Origin of the sequence: Bacteroides sp. MSSM.1001136sp1_RTP21357st2_D2_RTP21359_211015 (assembly GCF_040913205.1) — a bacterium.
Lineage (GTDB): Bacteria > Bacteroidota > Bacteroidia > Bacteroidales > Bacteroidaceae > Bacteroides > Bacteroides ovatus.
In genome coordinates this window covers 43,724-60,471 of record NZ_JBDFVF010000007.1, presented here as the reverse complement: position 1 = coordinate 60,471, position 16,748 = coordinate 43,724, and the positions used below count along the sequence as shown (strand labels likewise).

Annotated in this window: 11 protein-coding genes; 6 read left to right on the top strand and 5 right to left on the bottom strand. The window is 42.6% G+C overall.

Annotated elements, in window-relative coordinates:
* The first annotated feature begins 21 nt into the window (after positions 1 to 21).
* Positions 22 to 1,038: a GNAT family N-acetyltransferase gene (locus AB5217_RS06755; protein ID WP_004324397.1), complete on the top strand. Its 1,017-nt coding sequence runs from the start codon at positions 22 to 24 to the stop codon at positions 1,036 to 1,038.
* Here the strand turns inward: AB5217_RS06755 and AB5217_RS06750 are convergent.
* Positions 1,010 to 2,356, bottom strand: coding sequence for a deoxyguanosinetriphosphate triphosphohydrolase (locus tag AB5217_RS06750; protein ID WP_004307333.1), 1,347 nt, complete (start codon positions 2,354 to 2,356; stop codon positions 1,010 to 1,012). The genes AB5217_RS06755 and AB5217_RS06750 overlap by 29 nt on opposite strands.
* Positions 2,357 to 2,480: 124 nt before the next feature.
* Between AB5217_RS06750 and dut the strand changes: the two genes are divergently transcribed.
* Genes dut through AB5217_RS06725 form a run of 5 tightly spaced genes read left to right on the top strand, consistent with a single transcriptional unit; the run spans position 2,481 to position 10,619 of the window.
* The gene (gene dut, locus AB5217_RS06745) at positions 2,481 to 2,912 is read left to right on the top strand and encodes a dUTP diphosphatase (protein WP_004324398.1); all 432 of its coding nucleotides are present in this window, start codon (positions 2,481 to 2,483) and stop codon (positions 2,910 to 2,912) included.
* Positions 2,913 to 2,936: 24 nt separating this feature from the next.
* Entirely contained in the window at positions 2,937 to 4,709 is a 1,773-nt protein-coding gene (locus AB5217_RS06740; RefSeq protein WP_022200118.1) for a tetratricopeptide repeat protein, read from the top strand.
* The gene (locus AB5217_RS06735; RefSeq protein ID WP_004298193.1) at positions 4,706 to 5,284 is read left to right on the top strand and encodes a DUF4292 domain-containing protein; all 579 of its coding nucleotides are present in this window, start codon (positions 4,706 to 4,708) and stop codon (positions 5,282 to 5,284) included. The genes AB5217_RS06740 and AB5217_RS06735 overlap by 4 nt, the downstream gene beginning before the upstream one ends.
* Complete coding sequence (locus tag AB5217_RS06730) at positions 5,281 to 6,582, top strand: murein hydrolase activator EnvC family protein (protein ID WP_004298191.1); 1,302 nt, start codon at positions 5,281 to 5,283, stop codon at positions 6,580 to 6,582. Before AB5217_RS06735 ends, AB5217_RS06730 begins: the two co-directional genes overlap by 4 nt.
* A 20-nt stretch (positions 6,583 to 6,602) precedes the next feature.
* Entirely contained in the window at positions 6,603 to 10,619 is a 4,017-nt protein-coding gene (locus AB5217_RS06725; RefSeq protein ID WP_211480774.1) for a two-component regulator propeller domain-containing protein, read from the top strand.
* Positions 10,620 to 10,740: 121 nt separating this feature from the next.
* On the opposite strand, the gene AB5217_RS06720 is transcribed toward AB5217_RS06725, so the two are convergent.
* The 4 genes from AB5217_RS06720 to AB5217_RS06705 all read right to left on the bottom strand — a co-directional run bounded on the left by AB5217_RS06720 (position 10,741) and on the right by AB5217_RS06705 (position 16,742).
* Entirely contained in the window at positions 10,741 to 12,426 is a 1,686-nt protein-coding gene (locus AB5217_RS06720; protein ID WP_211480773.1) for an arylsulfatase, read from the bottom strand.
* 37 nt (positions 12,427 to 12,463) lie between these two features.
* Positions 12,464 to 13,816 carry a sulfatase-like hydrolase/transferase gene (locus AB5217_RS06715; protein ID WP_211480772.1) on the bottom strand — a complete coding sequence of 451 codons (1,353 nt, stop codon included), beginning with the start codon at positions 13,814 to 13,816 and terminating at the stop codon, positions 12,464 to 12,466.
* A gap of 240 nt (positions 13,817 to 14,056) precedes the next feature.
* Positions 14,057 to 14,998 carry a hypothetical protein gene (locus AB5217_RS06710; protein ID WP_211480771.1) on the bottom strand — a complete coding sequence of 314 codons (942 nt, stop codon included), beginning with the start codon at positions 14,996 to 14,998 and terminating at the stop codon, positions 14,057 to 14,059.
* A gap of 34 nt (positions 14,999 to 15,032) precedes the next feature.
* Positions 15,033 to 16,742, bottom strand: a complete 1,710-nt coding sequence (locus AB5217_RS06705; protein ID WP_211480770.1) for a RagB/SusD family nutrient uptake outer membrane protein — start codon at positions 16,740 to 16,742, stop codon at positions 15,033 to 15,035.
* Positions 16,743 to 16,748: the final 6 nt, after the last annotated feature.

The window sequence follows — 16,748 nt, the reverse complement described above, 5'->3', positions numbered from 1 at the left end:
AGAACAACTATAACAAGGAATATGGAAGAGATTATTAAACCGGTAAGCAAAGAACTGCTAAAGGCAGAATTGACGGAAGACAGACGCTTACGAATGACGAATAAGAGTAATAATCAGATTTATATTATTACTCATCAGAATGCTCCTAATGTGATGAGAGAGATTGGTCGTTTGCGTGAAATAGCTTTCCGTGCTGCTGGTGGAGGTACAGGTCTGTCAATGGATATTGATGAATACGACACGATGGAGCACCCCTACAAGCAGTTGATCGTATGGAATCCGGAAGCGGAAGAAATTCTGGGTGGTTACCGGTATCTGCTTGGTACGGACGTGCGTTTTGATGAAAAAGGTGCTCCGATTCTGGCTACTTCCCATATGTTTCATTTCTCCGATGCTTTTATTAAAGAATATTTGCCACAGACAATTGAGTTGGGACGTTCGTTCGTTACGCTTGAATATCAGTCTACCCGTGCCGGAAGTAAAGGATTGTTCGCTTTAGATAATCTGTGGGATGGATTGGGAGCGTTGACTGTTGTTATGCCGAATGTGAAATATTTCTTTGGCAAAGTGACCATGTATCCAAGCTATCACCGTCGTGGCCGTGATATGATTCTTCATTTCCTTAAGAAACATTTTTATGACAAAGAGAAACTTGTCACTCCGATCGAGCCTCTGAAACTTGAGACTTCCGAAGACGAGCTGAGTGCTTTGTTTTGCAAGCATTCCTTCAAGGAAGACTATAAAATATTGAATTGTGAAATTCGTAAACTGGGATATAATATTCCTCCGTTGGTGAATGCATATATGAGCCTAAGCCCTACTATGCGTATGTTCGGAACAGCTATCAATTATGAATTCGGTGATGTGGAAGAAACCGGTATTCTGATTGCTGTAGACGAAATTCTCGAAGATAAGCGGATTCGACACATCCAGACGTTTATTGAAAGCCATCCGGATGCGTTGAGATTGTCTTCTTGTGAAGGGGAAGAGGTGTTTACTCCTAAAGTGGTTACACCGCAGGCAAACTGTTCCCGTTAATTTTACGATAAAGATCAAGAGCAAAGACGTCGGTCATTCCCGATATATAGTCAAGTACCGCCTGTATTCTTTCATAGAGTACGGGCGCTTTTATATTGTATTGACTGGAAACCCGGTCGATCAGGAGTTTGGAATAAGTCTTTTCGGGTGAGGTTACGGCATCTATCATCAATTCGAGCAGGGTGCTGATGATGCGGAATCCCGCCAGTTCAACATCCAGTACGTCCCGTGAACGGTAGATTTTATTGATAGATACTTCGACGCTGTGTTTATAGGCTGCTGCCGGACGCTCGGCTATGCGCTTGATTAGTGATCCTTCGAACGTGCCGGACAGGATTTCTTGTTCATGATCTAAAAAGACACGGGTACACTCCCGGATCAATAAACCGATGACGGAAGAGCGCAGGTAAGCGATTTGCTCGTTGACATCGTTAACAATCAGGAATGTTTTTCGGAGATGTTCCTGCCGCTCTTCGCTGAAATAGGCCATTAATAGCTCTTTAGTCTCTTCTGTGGTGAGAATCTTCAGTTTATATGCATCCTCAATATCCATCATCTGATAGCAAATGTCGTCTGCCGCTTCAACCAAATAAACTAACGGGTGGCGTGCATACTTTAAAGGATGTTCGTTGAGCAATATCAGTCCTAATTCTGTTGCAATTTTGCGGAAGCTTTCTTCTTCGCTGACGAAAAAGCCAAACTTGGATTTTGTTCCTGCAAGGCTCGATGAAAAGGGGTATTTTACGATAGAAGCCAGAGTGGTGTATGTTAGAACGAATCCGCCTTTGCGACGTCCCTCGAACTGATGTGTAAGTATTCGGAAGGCATTTGCATTTCCTTCAAAATGTATTAAATCTTCCCATTCCATCGGAGAAAGTTGCTCTCCGTTGGGCTGTTTCTCTTTCAGGCGAACTCCTTTCCCTTCAGAGAAAAAAGTGGAAATGGCCTTTTCGCCTGAATGACCGAAAGGCGGATTACCCAAATCGTGTGCCAGGCAAGCAGCCGAAACGATAGAACCGATCTCCGGCAGGAAAGAATCCTGAAGTTCCGGATGACGTTCCAGAAGTGCTTTGGCAACATCGTCCCCGAGTGAACGGCCAACGCTGGCGACTTCGAGACTGTGCGTAAGTCGGTTGTGTACAAAAACGCTGCCCGGTAGAGGGAATACTTGCGTTTTGTTCTGTAATCTGCGGAAAGGAGCCGAAAAAATAAGACGGTCATAGTCCCGTTGGAATTCGGATCGGTTTTCCTGTCGTTCCTCATGGAATTCTTCCATTCCGAAACGTTTCGCTGATATTAATTGGTTCCAATTCATCATTTTATCTATAATTTTAGTGTTTACCATTCGCAAATTGGCTACAGGTACATTATTTAACTGCAAACTTAACTATTTTTCAGTTCAAAATGTGTATTTTCGCCCGTTAAATAGTAAACATGCATTTATGAATATTCAAGTTATCAATAAATCGAAGCATCCGCTTCCGGCTTATGCCACTGAATTGTCCGCAGGAATGGATATCCGTGCTAATCTTTCTGAACCTATCACACTGGAACCGTTGCAACGTTGTCTGGTGCCGACAGGACTATATATTGCCTTGCCGAAGGGATTTGAGGCACAAGTTCGTCCACGTAGCGGACTGGCGATCAAGAAAGGAATTACGGTGCTCAATTCTCCGGGTACGATTGATGCGGATTATCGTGGGGAAGTTTGTATCATTTTAGTCAATCTCTCCTCTGAAACGTTTGTGATTGAAGACGGTGAACGTATCGCGCAGATGGTGATAGCAAAGCACGAACAGCCTGTATGGCAGGAAGTGGAGGTGCTGGATGAAACAGAACGGGGAGCCGGTGGTTTCGGACATACCGGAGTATGATGAATGCTTAATGGAGAAAATAGAATGAAGATAAAAATAGGATGGCTGTTCGTGACGGTATTGATGCTCACTTCATGTGGGGGAATCCGGTCTGTGCGTACAGCAAAAACAACAGCGAAAGCAGATGGAGCTTCTTTAATGAAGGAAACATTGCTTTCTGCTGAACAACAGCGTAAATATGACTACTTCTTCTTGGAAGCCATGCGGATGAAAGGAAAGAATGAGTATGATGCGGCATTTGGATTGCTACAGCATTGTCTGGATATCAACCCCACTGCTTCTTCTGCGCTTTATGAAATATCGCAATATTATATGTTCCTTCGCCAGGTGCCGCAAGGTCAGGTTGCTTTGGAGCAGGCAGTGGCTTTTGCGCCTGATAACTATTGGTATAGTCAGGGATTGGTCAGTTTGTACCAGCAACAAAATGAATTGGATAAGGCTGCGGCTTTGCTTGAGAAGATGGTGACCCGTTTCCCGTCGAAACAGGACCCTTTGTTCAGCCTTCTTGATATTTACAGTCGCCAGGAGAAGTATAATGATGTCATTTCTACATTGAATCGTTTAGAGAAACGTTTGGGTAAGAATGAGCAGCTGTCTATGGAGAAATTCCGGATTTATCTTCAGATGAAAGATGATAAGAAGGCATTTCAGGAAATAGAAAGTCTGGTACAGGAATATCCGATGGATATGCGTTATCAGGTGATACTGGGAGATGTATATCTTCAGAACGGGAAAAAGCAGGAAGCTTATGATGCATACCAGAAGGTACTGGCTGTAGAGCCTGATAATCCGATGGCTCTCTTCTCGATGGCTTCTTACTATGAACAGACCGGGCAGAAAGAATTGTATCAACAGCAACTGGATACGTTGTTATTGAACAAAAAGGTGACTTCTGATACTAAAATCAGTGTCATGAGACAGGTGATTGCGGAAAATGAACAGTCGTCCGCTAAAGATAGCACTCAGGTGATTGCCTTATTTGACCGGATGATGAAGCAGGATATGGATGATCCGCAGATACCGATGCTTTATTCTCAATACCTGTTGTCGAAGAATATGGAACAGGAGGCTGTGCCGGTATTGGAGCAGGTGGTTGATCTGGATCCTACCAATAAGGCTGCCCGTCTGATGCTGGTTAGCGCGGCGGTGAAAAAGGAAGATTACAAGCAAATTATCAAGGTCTGCGAACCGGGCATTGAAGCTACTCCGGATGCGTTGGAACTTTATTATTATCTGGCTATCGCTTATCATCAGGCAGAACAGGGAGATAGTGTATTGAGTGTTTGTAATAGAGCATTGGAACATATAACTCCCGATACCAGAAAAGAAGTCATTTCAGATTTTTATTCTATCATGGGGGATATTTATCATACCAAGAAACAAATGACGGAGGCTTATGCTGCTTACGATTCGGCTTTGGTATATAATCCTTCCAATATTGGCGCATTAAATAATTATGCTTATTATCTGTCTGTGGAACGTCGTGACTTGGACAAGGCGGAGGAGATGAGTTACAAAACGGTGAAAGCCGAACCTAATAATTCGACCTATCTCGATACTTATGCATGGATTCTTTTTGAAAAGGGAAACTATGCCGAAGCCCGTATCTATATTGATAATGCAATGAAGAACGACGGCGAGAAGAGTGATGTGATTGTGGAGCATTGCGGAGATATTTATTTTATGACCGGCGATGTGGAAGGTGCGTTGAAATATTGGAAGAAGGCACTGGAAATGGGTAGCGAGTCGAAAACGTTGAAACAGAAAATAGAGAAGAAGAAATATATTGCGGAATGAAAAGAATCATTTATCTACTGTTGTTGGTGGTAGTGGTGTTGGCCGGCTGTAAGAGTTCGAAACACTTGGCAACTTCGGAAACTAAGACTTCGACAAAGGCTCCGACATCCAGTTACCTGGCTTCCAAGCTTCAGTTGACTATTCCCGGCAAGAAGGGAAGCATGTCTGTAGGGGGAACCATGAAGATGAAAACTCATGAGCGGGTACAAATCTCCTTATTGATGCCTATTCTGCGTACAGAAGTGGCACGTATAGAAGTTACTCCCGACGAAGTTTTATTGGTAGACAGGATGAATAAACGCTTTGTTCGTGCCACTAAAGCTGAATTGAAAAATGTATTGTCGAAGAATGTGGAGTTTTCCCGTTTGGAAAAGATATTGATGGATGCCTCTCTTCCTGGTGGAAAGACAGAGCTGACAGGAAAAGATATAGGAATTCCTTCATTAGAAAAGGCAAAAGTCCAACTTTATGAGTTCTCCACACAAGAGTTTTCGATAACTCCGACGGAACTGACGTCCAAATACAACCAGATTCCCTTGGAAGAATTAGTAAAAATGCTGGTAGCTTTATTATGATGAAACGTTTCTTTGTTATTCTAATCAGTTGCCTTTGGTTGGCAGTTCCTCTTTTCGCTCAATCGAACAAGTTGATTCGTGAGCTGGAAAGTAAACGCGGTGCGCTGCAAAAACAGATTGCCGAATCGGAATCTATATTGAAGGATACAAAGAAAGATGTGGGAAGCCAGTTGAATAGTCTGGCTGTGTTGACCGGACAGATTGAAGAGCGGAAACGCTATATCATGGCTATCAACAATGATGTGGAGGCTATCCAGCGTGAGTTGGCTTCATTGGAGCGCCAGTTGCACGGGCTGGAGAAGGATTTGAAAGATAAAAAGAAGAAATATGAAGCTTCTGTCCAGTACTTGTATAAGAATAAGTCGATAGAGGAGAAGCTCATGTTTATTTTTTCGGCAAAGAATCTGGGGCAGACTTATCGGCGTATGCGATATGTTCGTGAATATGCCACTTATCAACGTCTGCAAGGGGAAGAAATCCTAAAGAAACAGGAGCAGATACGCAAGAAGAAAGCGGAACGTCAGCAAGTGAAAGCCGCCAAAGAGAACCTGCTGCAAGAACGTGAGAGCGAAAAGGTGAAGTTGGAAGAGCAGGAAAAAGAGAAACGTACGTTAGTGACTAATCTGCAAAAGAAGCAGAAAGGATTGCAGAATGAGATAAATAAAAAACGCAGGGAAGCCAATCAGCTGAATGCCCGCATCGATAAATTAATTGCGGAAGAAATAGAGCGTGCCCGTAAGCGTGCGCAGGAAGAAGCTCGTCGTGAAGCGGCTGCCCGTAAGAAAGAGGAAAGCAAGGAGGGAAAATCTGCTGCAACGGAAACGGCCGCTAAATCGAAACCTCTTGAGGCTTATACCATGAGTAAGGCGGATCGGGAATTATCAGGTAACTTTGCCGCGAATCGCGGGAAATTGCCAATGCCTATATCCGGTGCTTATATTATCACCAGCCGTTACGGACAATATGCCGTAGAGGGGTTGCGCAACGTGAAACTGGATAACAAGGGTATTGATATTCAGGGAAAACCGGGTGCACAGGCGCGTGCCATTTTTGATGGGAAGGTGGCGGCTGTGTTCCAATTGAACGGATTATTTAATGTCCTCATTCGTCATGGCAATTATATTTCTGTTTATTGCAATCTTTCTTCTGCCTCTGTCAAAGCCGGTGATACGGTGAAGACGAAGCAATCTATCGGTCAGGTTTTTTCTGACGGCACGGATAATGGACGGACGGTATTGCACTTCCAGTTGCGTAGGGAGAAAGAGAAGTTGAATCCTGAACCTTGGCTGAACCGATAATTGAATAAAAAACACGTAGAATGAAGTTAACTAAAATACTAATATGCTTGCTGATCTTCTGGACCGGAACACTATCCGCGTCTCCTTATTTTTCGTTCAAGAAATATCAGGTAGAAGATGGATTGTCTCATAATACCGTGTGGTGCGCCCTTCAAGATAGTTATGGTTTTATCTGGCTGGGTACGAGTGACGGATTGAACCGTTATGACGGGCGGGGCAATAAAGTGTACCGGAATGTTCTCAACGACAAATTTTCATTAGAAAATAATTTCGTAGAAGCCTTGATAGAGGTGGACAAGAATATTTGGGTTGGAACAAACTCCGGACTTTATATTTATGACCGGGATACCGATCGTTTCTCTTGCTTTGATAAAACGACGCAGTATAATGTGTATATCAGCAGTGAGATAAAAAAGATTATTAAGACGGAAAATGGTCTTATCTGGATTGCGACTTTGGGACAGGGATTTTTTATTTATGATCCGAAAACAGAGGTGCTGACTCAAAATAGTGTTCAGACATCTTTTGTATGGGACCTCTGTCAGAGTGCTGATCGGAAGAGGGTCTATATATCTTCCTTACAGGAAGGACTTTTGTGCTTTGACGAAAACGGCAAGTTTCTCCGGACGTATGAAATTTCATTAGATATAAATGCTTCTGATAGTTATAAAGTAAACTGTATTCAGAATATCGATGGAGATATTTGGATTGGTGCGGGAAACAATCTGCTGAGTCGTTTGGACGAACGAACCGATGCTATGGATAATTACAGTGGTTCGGCGTTTAATTTCGGAGCTGTTCATTGTTTGCTGAAGTATACGGATAAAGAGCTGTTGGTAGGTACGGATAACGGGCTTTATCTGTTCAATCAAAATACAAATACATTCCAGCGGACGGATAATCCGGCCGATCCGAGAAGCTTGAGCGATCAGACTATCAATGGCATGATGTGGGATGCAGAAGGAGCTCTCTGGGTGTTGACCAATTTGGGGGGAGTCAACTATATGTCCAAGCAGACCAAACATTTTGATTATTATTCGCCTGCCTATCTGGCCGGAGTGTCCGGAGCGGGAAAGGTTGTTGCTCCTTTCTGTGAGAATAAAGATGGGAATATCTGGATTGGAACTCAAAGCGGTTTATATTTCTTCCATGCTGCTACCCGCGAACTTTCTCCTTATCCAATCGGAGGACATGATAATCAAAAGTATGACATTCGTTCCTTATTGTTGGATGGAGACCATTTATGGATCGGTACTTATGCGAAAGGGATACGGGTTGTCAATTTGCGTACCGGAGCTGTGAAAGTTTATACTCATTCTCGCGGGATTCCCTATACGATTTGTAGTAACGACGTATTATGCTTTTATAGAGGGAGGAACGGAGAAATTTACGTAGGAACGAGCTGGGGTTTATGTCGTTATGATGCCGCTAAAGATAACTTTATGCCCATCATAAATATTGGTTCTATGATCTCTATTACCGATATGCATGAAGATATGTACAATCATCTCTGGATCGCTACTTCCAGTAGTGGCGTGTTCACTTACAACACGATAAATGGTCATTATAAAAATTATCAGCACGAACGGGAAGACTCAACTACGATCACCAGTAATTCGATCATTACTTTATTTGAAGATGTGAAAGGAACCATGTGGTTTGGAACGAATGGGGGAGGACTGTGTTCTTTTGATGCTAAGGAGAAAAGATTCATTGAATTTGACCCGCATAATACTTTATTACCTAACAAGGTTATTTATGCGATTGAGCAAGATCAGGGAGGTGATTTCTGGGTATCCAGCAATGCCGGAATTTTTAAGATTAATCCTGTTACCAAAGATCATTTCCGCCAGTTTACGATTAATGACGGCTTGCAAGGAAATCAGTTTATAGCTCGATCTTCATTGAAATCATCCGAAGGAAAATTGTATTTTGGTGGGATCAATGGCTTTAATGTATTCCAGCCGGAACAGTTTGTAGATAACAAATATATTCCTCCGGTTTATGTGACCGATATCCGGTTGCCTTATCAAACCGATGAGCAGGAGGTGAAGAAACTGCTTCAGTTGGATAAGCCGCTTTATATGGCTGATAAGGTGACTTTATCTTACGAAAACAATAGCTTCTCTATTCGTTTTGTCGCTCTTAGTTTTGAAGATCCGGGGAAGAACCGGTATTCTTACATACTTCGGGGAGTGGACAAGGAATGGATTCTGAATACCGATAACAATATGGCTTCTTACACCAATTTGCCTCCCGGTGAGTATTTGTTCGAAGTCAGAGGCTCTAATAATGATCGCCAGTGGAATGAGAATACTACCACTTTAAAGGTGGTGATTACTCCTCCCTGGTGGCGTAGTACCTTTGCTTACTTCGTTTATGTCCTCATGCTGTTGGGATGGATCGGTTGGATGGCTTGGCGATGGAATCTCCGTGTTAAACGCAAATATAAGCGGCGGATGGAAAAATATCAGATTGCCAAGGAACAGGAAGTTTACAAGTCGAAAATTAGCTTCTTCATCAATTTGGTGCATGAAATACGTACTCCGCTTAGTTTGATACGGCTTCCTTTGGAAAAATTATTGGAGAAAGAACGTGAAGGAAAAGATCTCAAGTATTTGTCTGTGATAGATAAGAATGTAAATTATCTGCTGGGGATTACTAATGAATTGCTTGATTTTCAGAAAATGGAGAGTGGTACGCTGCATCTGAATCTGAAAAAGAGTGATATTAAAGAGCTTGTCAGTGACGTTTATAATCAGTTTACAAGTCCTGCTGAATTAAAAGGAATTGATTTGCAACTGACTGTGCCTGAACAAGAGCTGGTGTCTACGGTGGATAGGGACAAATTAAGTAAGATTCTTGTCAATCTGATGGGAAATGCCATCAAATATGCGCATGCGCATATTGACTTGAGGCTGCTTGTTACTGATGGGGGATATGAGATACAAGTGAACGATGATGGTCCCGGAATACCAAATGAACAGAAACAAAAGATATTTGAGGCTTTCTATCAACTGCCTGACGATAAGGTGGCCACAGCAGTAGGCACTGGCATCGGATTGGCTTTTGCGAAGTCTTTGGCAGAAGCTCATCAGGGAGATTTGCGTCTGGAAGATAATATTGGAGGTGGTTCTTCGTTTATACTGTCTCTTCCGTTCAAAGAGTGGGAGACGGAAAAAATGAGCGATATTGTAGAAATATCCCCAGAGCATGCGGATGCTTCTGAAACGATCTCTTCGGAGTATTCAGGAAAGAAGTTCACAGTTCTGTTGGTTGAGGATAATGTTGATTTGCTGAATCTGACTCGTGAGTCATTGGCAGAGTGGTTCCGTGTGTTGAGGGCTTCCAACGGTCGTGAAGCGCTTGAAGTGCTTGCGCAGGAAAACGTGGATGTAATAGTGAGTGACGTTATGATGCCGGAGATGGATGGGCTGGAACTTTGCAGTAAGGTGAAGTCTGAAATCTCTTATTCACATATTCCGGTTATTTTGTTGACGGCGAAAACCACTTTGGAGTCTAAAGTCGAAGGACTTGAATGTGGAGCGGATGTATATGTTGAGAAACCATTCTCTGTTAAACAGCTCCATATGCAGATCGAGAATCTGTTGAAGTTGAGGCAGTCTTTTCATAAATTGATGGTGAGCTTGGCAGGAGATACGGTTGCTGTTTCGACAACGGATTTTGCGATGTCTCAAAAGGATTGTGAGTTTATAGCTAAGATACAGGGAGTAATAGCCGAACAGTTGGCGGATGAGAACTTCTCGATAGATACTTTGGCGGAACAGATGAATATGAGCCGTTCTAATTTCTATCGGAAGATAAAGGCTTTGTCCGGAATGTCTCCTAATGATTATTTGAAGACACTTCGTATGAATAGAGCTGCTGAACTGATTGTGAGCGGTACCCGGATTTCTGAAGTGGCAGCGCAGGTAGGATTTACTTCTTCTTCTTATTTTGCGAAATGTTTTAAAGCGCAATATGGTGTACTGCCTAAGGAATATACAGGTCAGCCTCCGATTTCAGGTGAGGCTTGATAAAGAAGGGACAAAAGCATATAAAAAAACTCCTGTCGTACAATATCATTGGATATTTTCCGACAGGAGTCAAATATAAAAATAATTAATCGAGTACTCTTTCTAATTAATTGAGTAGGCTTTATTTCTTTTTCTGTCCCGGGTAAGGTTCTACCATGCAACGTTTAGCCCATGCTTCGTAAGCCTTTGTCATTTCAGCTACTTTTTCAGGGTATTGTGCTGCCAGATTATGCATTTCGCTCCGGTCCTCATTCAGGTTGTATAATTCCCATTTAGCGTTTTCTCCCGGACGAACTAGCTTCCAACCATCCTTAGAAAGGAATGCACGTTCATTGAAATGCTCAAATCCAAGGTAGTCATGTCCTTCACGATGTCCGGTCTTGAAGATAGGAACCAGGCTTTTACCCTCCAATGGGATGATGTCATTTCCTTTATATTTGGTAGGATAAGTGGCGCCTGCCATATCGATACAAGTAGCCATGATGTCCATCACATGTCCGATTTCGGGAGTCGTTTTGCCGACATTCTTCTTGATACCTTTTGGCCAGTGGGCAATCATTGGAGTACAGATACCTCCTTCATAAGATTTGGCTTTCCAAAAACGGAACGGTGTGTTGGCTACGTTTGCCCAGCGTGCTCCCAATGAAGCATAAGTTGTTTCCGGTCCAGGCAGTACTTCTTTGTTATGAGGGTAAACCATTTTCTCTCCTTTACGTGTCATATCAGGACGGTCATTTTCTCCTGGAGAGTAGTTCTGGCAATCTTCATTACTGCATCCGTTATCGGAAAGAAATAGAATCAGCGTATTTTCAAGTTGTCCTGTCTTTTCCAGGGCGTCGATAACTTGTCCTATTCCCTGGTCCATACGGTCGATCATGGCAGCATGAACAGCCATGGCACGAGCATCCCATTCAGCATGTGGGTTATCTTCCCATTTATCTTTGAACTGTCTATCAGACAGGAAATTATCCATGTTAGGGAATATACCAAGCTGTTTCTGACGTTCGTAACGTGCATTACGAATGGCTTCCCAACCTACTTTATAGGTATCCTTGTATTTTTCAATATCTTCCGGCAGTGCATGCAACGGCCAGTGTGGTGCAGTGTAAGCCAGGTACATAAAGAATGGTTTATCGTCTTTGGCATACTCTTTCACTTCTTTCACTGCACGGTCTGAAAGCGCCTGTGTGATGTAATATCCGTCGGGTACTTCTTTCACGGGTACTTCACCTTCTACCAGACTGAATGGGTCAAAATAGTCTACTACTCCGTAGATAGTACCATAGTGGGTATCAAATCCGCGATTCACCGGATAATGACAAAGATCAGAATAGGTTTCGTGGTATACGTGATGTGCGAGCCATTCGCGTTGGTCTTTGCGTAGTGGAGTTTCTGCGATGTGCCATTTACCTACCATGCTGGTAGCATATCCTGATTCTTTCAATACCTCTGCGATAGTAACGGCATTGCGTGAGAGTGTTCCCCGGTAACCCGGCAGGTGGTCATCGAAGGTCATACGTCCGATTCCTGCCTGATGTTGATAAAGTCCTGTCAACAGGGAAGCACGCGTCGGACAACTCCGGCTGGTGTTATAGAAATGATTGAAACGTACTCCTTGTTTTGCCAGTTTGTCCAGATTAGGTGTGTGAATTTCACTACCGTAGCATCCCAGGTCGGAATAGCCTAGGTCATCTGCAAGAATTACCAGGATATTGGGTCTTTGATCGGACTTTTTTCCTTTGACCTCTGCTGCAGAATGTCCTGCAACCATCAAGGCGGTTGGTAATAGTAAAAAATTAGAATTCATAAGTTTAATGTTGGTTTATAATTTGTTTTTCACTGTATTACTCTTTTCCTTTGTCTTTGTTTTCCTCATACCATTTACATACTTTCTTGCTCAACTTGGCAACCAAATCAGGATGCTCATTTGCGATATTATTCTTTTCGAACTTATCCTTTTCCATATCATATAATTGCGCATCGCTTCCGTCACCGTTCACTAATAATTTCCATTTTCCACTGCGTATAGCTAAATGGGGGCTTCTGTCATAAGGGTTCCTTGGAAAGCCAAAATGTTTGTTTCGTCCGAAGTCCCACATTAAATCGGTCTTGCGTTTGGCTTCCGATTTACCGAGAAGAACTTTTGAATAGTTCTGTCCATCGCCTTTGTAACCTTTTTCTGTTTTGATTCCGGCTATAGAACACAAAGTCGGATATAAATCTACTGCGCATAATACAGACTCGTTATTTACTTGTCCGGCTTTAATTTTCTTTGGATATCTAACGATGAACGGCATGCGGATTCCCCCTTCATAAAGACTATTTTTAGTTCCTCTCAAATAAGCGGAACGTACAGATTTAAAGCTGGGTGCAGGACCATTGTCGCTAGTGAAAATAATGATTGTATTTTCTCCCACTCCCAACTCATCCAGGGTTTTGATGAAACGTCCGAGTTGTTTGTCCATCTCCGCTAGTACAGGAGCAAATGCTTCTTGTGTTTCCCAGCTTTTTCTTTCCTTTTGTTTGAATTCCGGTACCCAAGGGGTATGCATATCGTCCGGCCATAGGTTTAGGAAGAAGGGTTCGTCTTTGTGCTTTTTTACAAACTCAATACTTTTATCTACAAAGTATTCGGTACGTCTCCAGCGTTTCACGCTGTCTTTATCCGACCAGATCCATTTGGTAGCAGTGATTGCTGGTTCCGGATCCGGACTTTCGTAGGTTGATATATATTCGTCAAAACCGTAATTTTTAATAGAAGGAGCGTTATGTACGTCACGTCCGCCTCCCATGTGCCATTTTCCGATGTGTCCTGTTGAGTAACCTGCATTTTGGAAAGCACGCGCCATTGAAGGCAACTTATCATCCAGGAAATTACGTTGTTCGCATCTCTTGTTCGCAGCTTTGTCGTTCAGGAAAGTGTTGATTCCTACTTCAAGAGGAAAGAGACCTGTGGTTAATCCACAGCGGGATGGAGAGCTAACCGGCGCAGAAGAGTAATATTGGTTGAATAATAGTCCGTCCTGTGCCAACTTGTCAATATTGGGAGTAGGAACGAATTTACCTCCATAACAACCTATGTCACCGATACCCATATCATCGATATAAATAATTACTACATTAGGTTTTGTTTCTGCTTGTGTGTTAGCAATGGGGAGCAGGGCTCCCAGCCAGGGTAAATGTTTTTTCAGATTCATAATTATTGTGATTTAATTAACTTCAGTTTTTCATGATGACTTTTCGCAAAAGTAGGGAAGATATCAGAGAAGGAAGGAAAAATACTAATCAATAAAGGAAAAAAAATGGTAGAATGATAGATTTCTTCTTTCTTCTATTGGGAAAACAGGAATAGAGAAGCTCGTAGAAACCGAGAACTTCTCTATTCTTCTAATTATTCTATGATACGATCATTGGAGAAAGTATCTTGAATGGGAGCTTTACTTCGCCACGGTTTTAGTCAGTAATTGTACCCATGAGTATTTAGTGTTTTCTACCCAATTATCCGGTGAGACTTCGATAGTACCAGTTTTTGCTGTTATTTTTTGTATGCAAATCAATCCTTTCTTTCCATTGGCAGTTTTGAACAGGTAAACTTTATCTGCCTGAATAGCTAAGACTTCGGAGGTTGGATCTGCCAGATTTTCTATCGGAGTTGCATCTACTTGGGAGATTGCATTAAATTCTGATTGTGATAAAGAGGTTTCAGCAAATAATGTGTGTTGTAAACCATTAATTGTCATCAAGCCATAATCACTTCTTTTAGCAGGTGAAACAAGAGCTGGTACAGCTTCGCTTCCTGAAGGCAAGATAATATCTCCGAGTGAGAAATCGACTTCGTTTGTATATTTCATGGCATCAGCAGCCATATAGGTGCGTCCAAGAAGCCATGTTGCATAATAACAACCATAATAAGCTGAAGCTGTCTCTACTATTTCTCCATCTTTTCCGTAATCCGGATCGGAGAATAAAATAGAAGGAGTAATCTCTACCAATAAGTTACGTTGGTACGTATGGCCGTCGGTACCTAGAACGACTACTGTAATACAGGCATTCTCTTTTAAAGAAGTAAACTTGTAAGTTGTTTCGTAATTAGTCGTTCCGTCTGCAAATGACTGGGCAGTTTCTTCTATCAGACTTCCCTGCATTCCGGTTTTGGAGTCTGCCTGATAAATTTCAAAACTCATGATTTCTCCCTGTACTTTGATGGTTGCCGTGTATTCAGCAATCCCTTTCGTTAATGATACTCTATTATTCTGATCGACACCCGCAAATTCGATTTTGACAGGTGCTTCATAATCAACTTCATATTTATCTGCACAACCGAATAATCCAAATAAACTGATTGACAGAATTAATGCAATTATACTATTTGTTTTCATGACTTTATTTTTTTAAGTAAACATTCTATTTAGATTAGTATCCTGGATTCTGGTAGATATTCGGGCAGTTATTAACTTCATCCTGTGGTATTGGAGCCAAGTTCATGCGCTCGTTATAGTTTCGTGTATCTAAAGTTACCCGTTGATATTCACCGTTAATTTTCTTTATTCCGACAGCCGGTAATCTCATTACATCTTTTGCTATCAGCCATCTTCTTATATCAAAGAATCGATGATCTTCAAAACAAAGTTCTACACGGCGTTCTTTGCGTATGCGTTCCCGAAGGGTTGCCTGATTATAATCTGCGGCCAGTAAGTCTGTCGTGATACCGGCACGGCGACGTATCCTGTTAAGCTGGGCTATTGCTTTTTCTCTGGCTGTATTCGTATCTTCAGCCTCATTCTCGGCTTCTGCATAATCGAGCAGGATTTCTGCATATCTCATCATTGGAAAGTCCATGTAAGTGGTACCGTTTTTTCGATGATCGATGCGGTCATCCAGGAACTTTGTCAGGAAGTATCCGCTTCCCCATCTATATGATTTTGACAGGTCTATTGTAGCTGGCTTACCGTTGACCAAAGGCCAGGTAGCACCATCACATAGAATGCTCTGTGCCAAACGGGGATCCCTGTTAGCATAAGGAGAATTTACATTGTAACCGGAGTTTGGGTTGATGATGGCTTTCGTATTTGATTCGTAACCGAGAATGGCCTGTGAACCGTCGAGCATATCATAACAGTCTACCAGCCATTGGTTCGGACAAGTCAGTAGCTCTTTATTTACATTCCAGGGATCAAAGGCAGGCATCATTCCGTAAAGGTCATTTGCCGGTGCACGGAGAAATCCCATGATTACCTCACCATTGGCACGGGTATTGAATAATCGTGTGTAGCTCTTTTCGGGAGTGGTCGGATCTTCATATAAACGATAGAAATCTCCATTGTCAGCATATTCAATCATATCGTAGGCAGCATCAGCCGCTTCTCTCCAAGTTACTCCGGACGCATTGTGTAAGGGACTTGCTGCATAAAGTAATGTGCGTGCCAGATAGCCTAGGGCTGCTCCCCGGGTAGCTCTTCCGTAATCTGCTGCATCGTATTTGTCGGGCAATACTCCCGGCTCTGCAAGTTCTTTGAATTCATTAGCAATCCAACGGACTGTGGTTTCTAACGATTCACGTTTGATTTCGTCATAAAGCAACGGATCGAGTTCTTTGTCTCCGATTACTAATGCTCCGTAGAAACGAAACAGTTCGTGGTGATACAATGCACGCAGAAAGCGTACTTGGTTTTTCAAGGAAATCTTCTCTGCATCCTCCAATGGTGAACGGTCTACGTTGTTCAGGAATGTGTTTGCAGAACGGATGGCCTTATAGTAAAATGTCCATGGATGGTCACCGCCAATCAAACCTTTGGAAGCATCAATTCCCCCTTTGATAAATTTCTCGAGTTCGGGAATAACTGCCCCTCCGGCACGGGTTGTATTTCCGGCTCCATCGTCTGTTGCGTTGTCAAGCATACAAGGCGAACCACCAATGTTTGCCAAAAAACCAAAACTGCCAAGGCGGTCTCTCCCCATGCGCATACGTGCATACAAGTCGTATGCAACTTTGCGGGTCAATGTAATGTCCGAATAAACTTTCTCTGTATCCGTAAGATCCAGTTCGGTTTCTTTCATCAGGCTATCTGCACTACAACTGGCAAGCAGGACAGCCGTTACAAAGGATATAAATAGTTTTCTCATAAATTA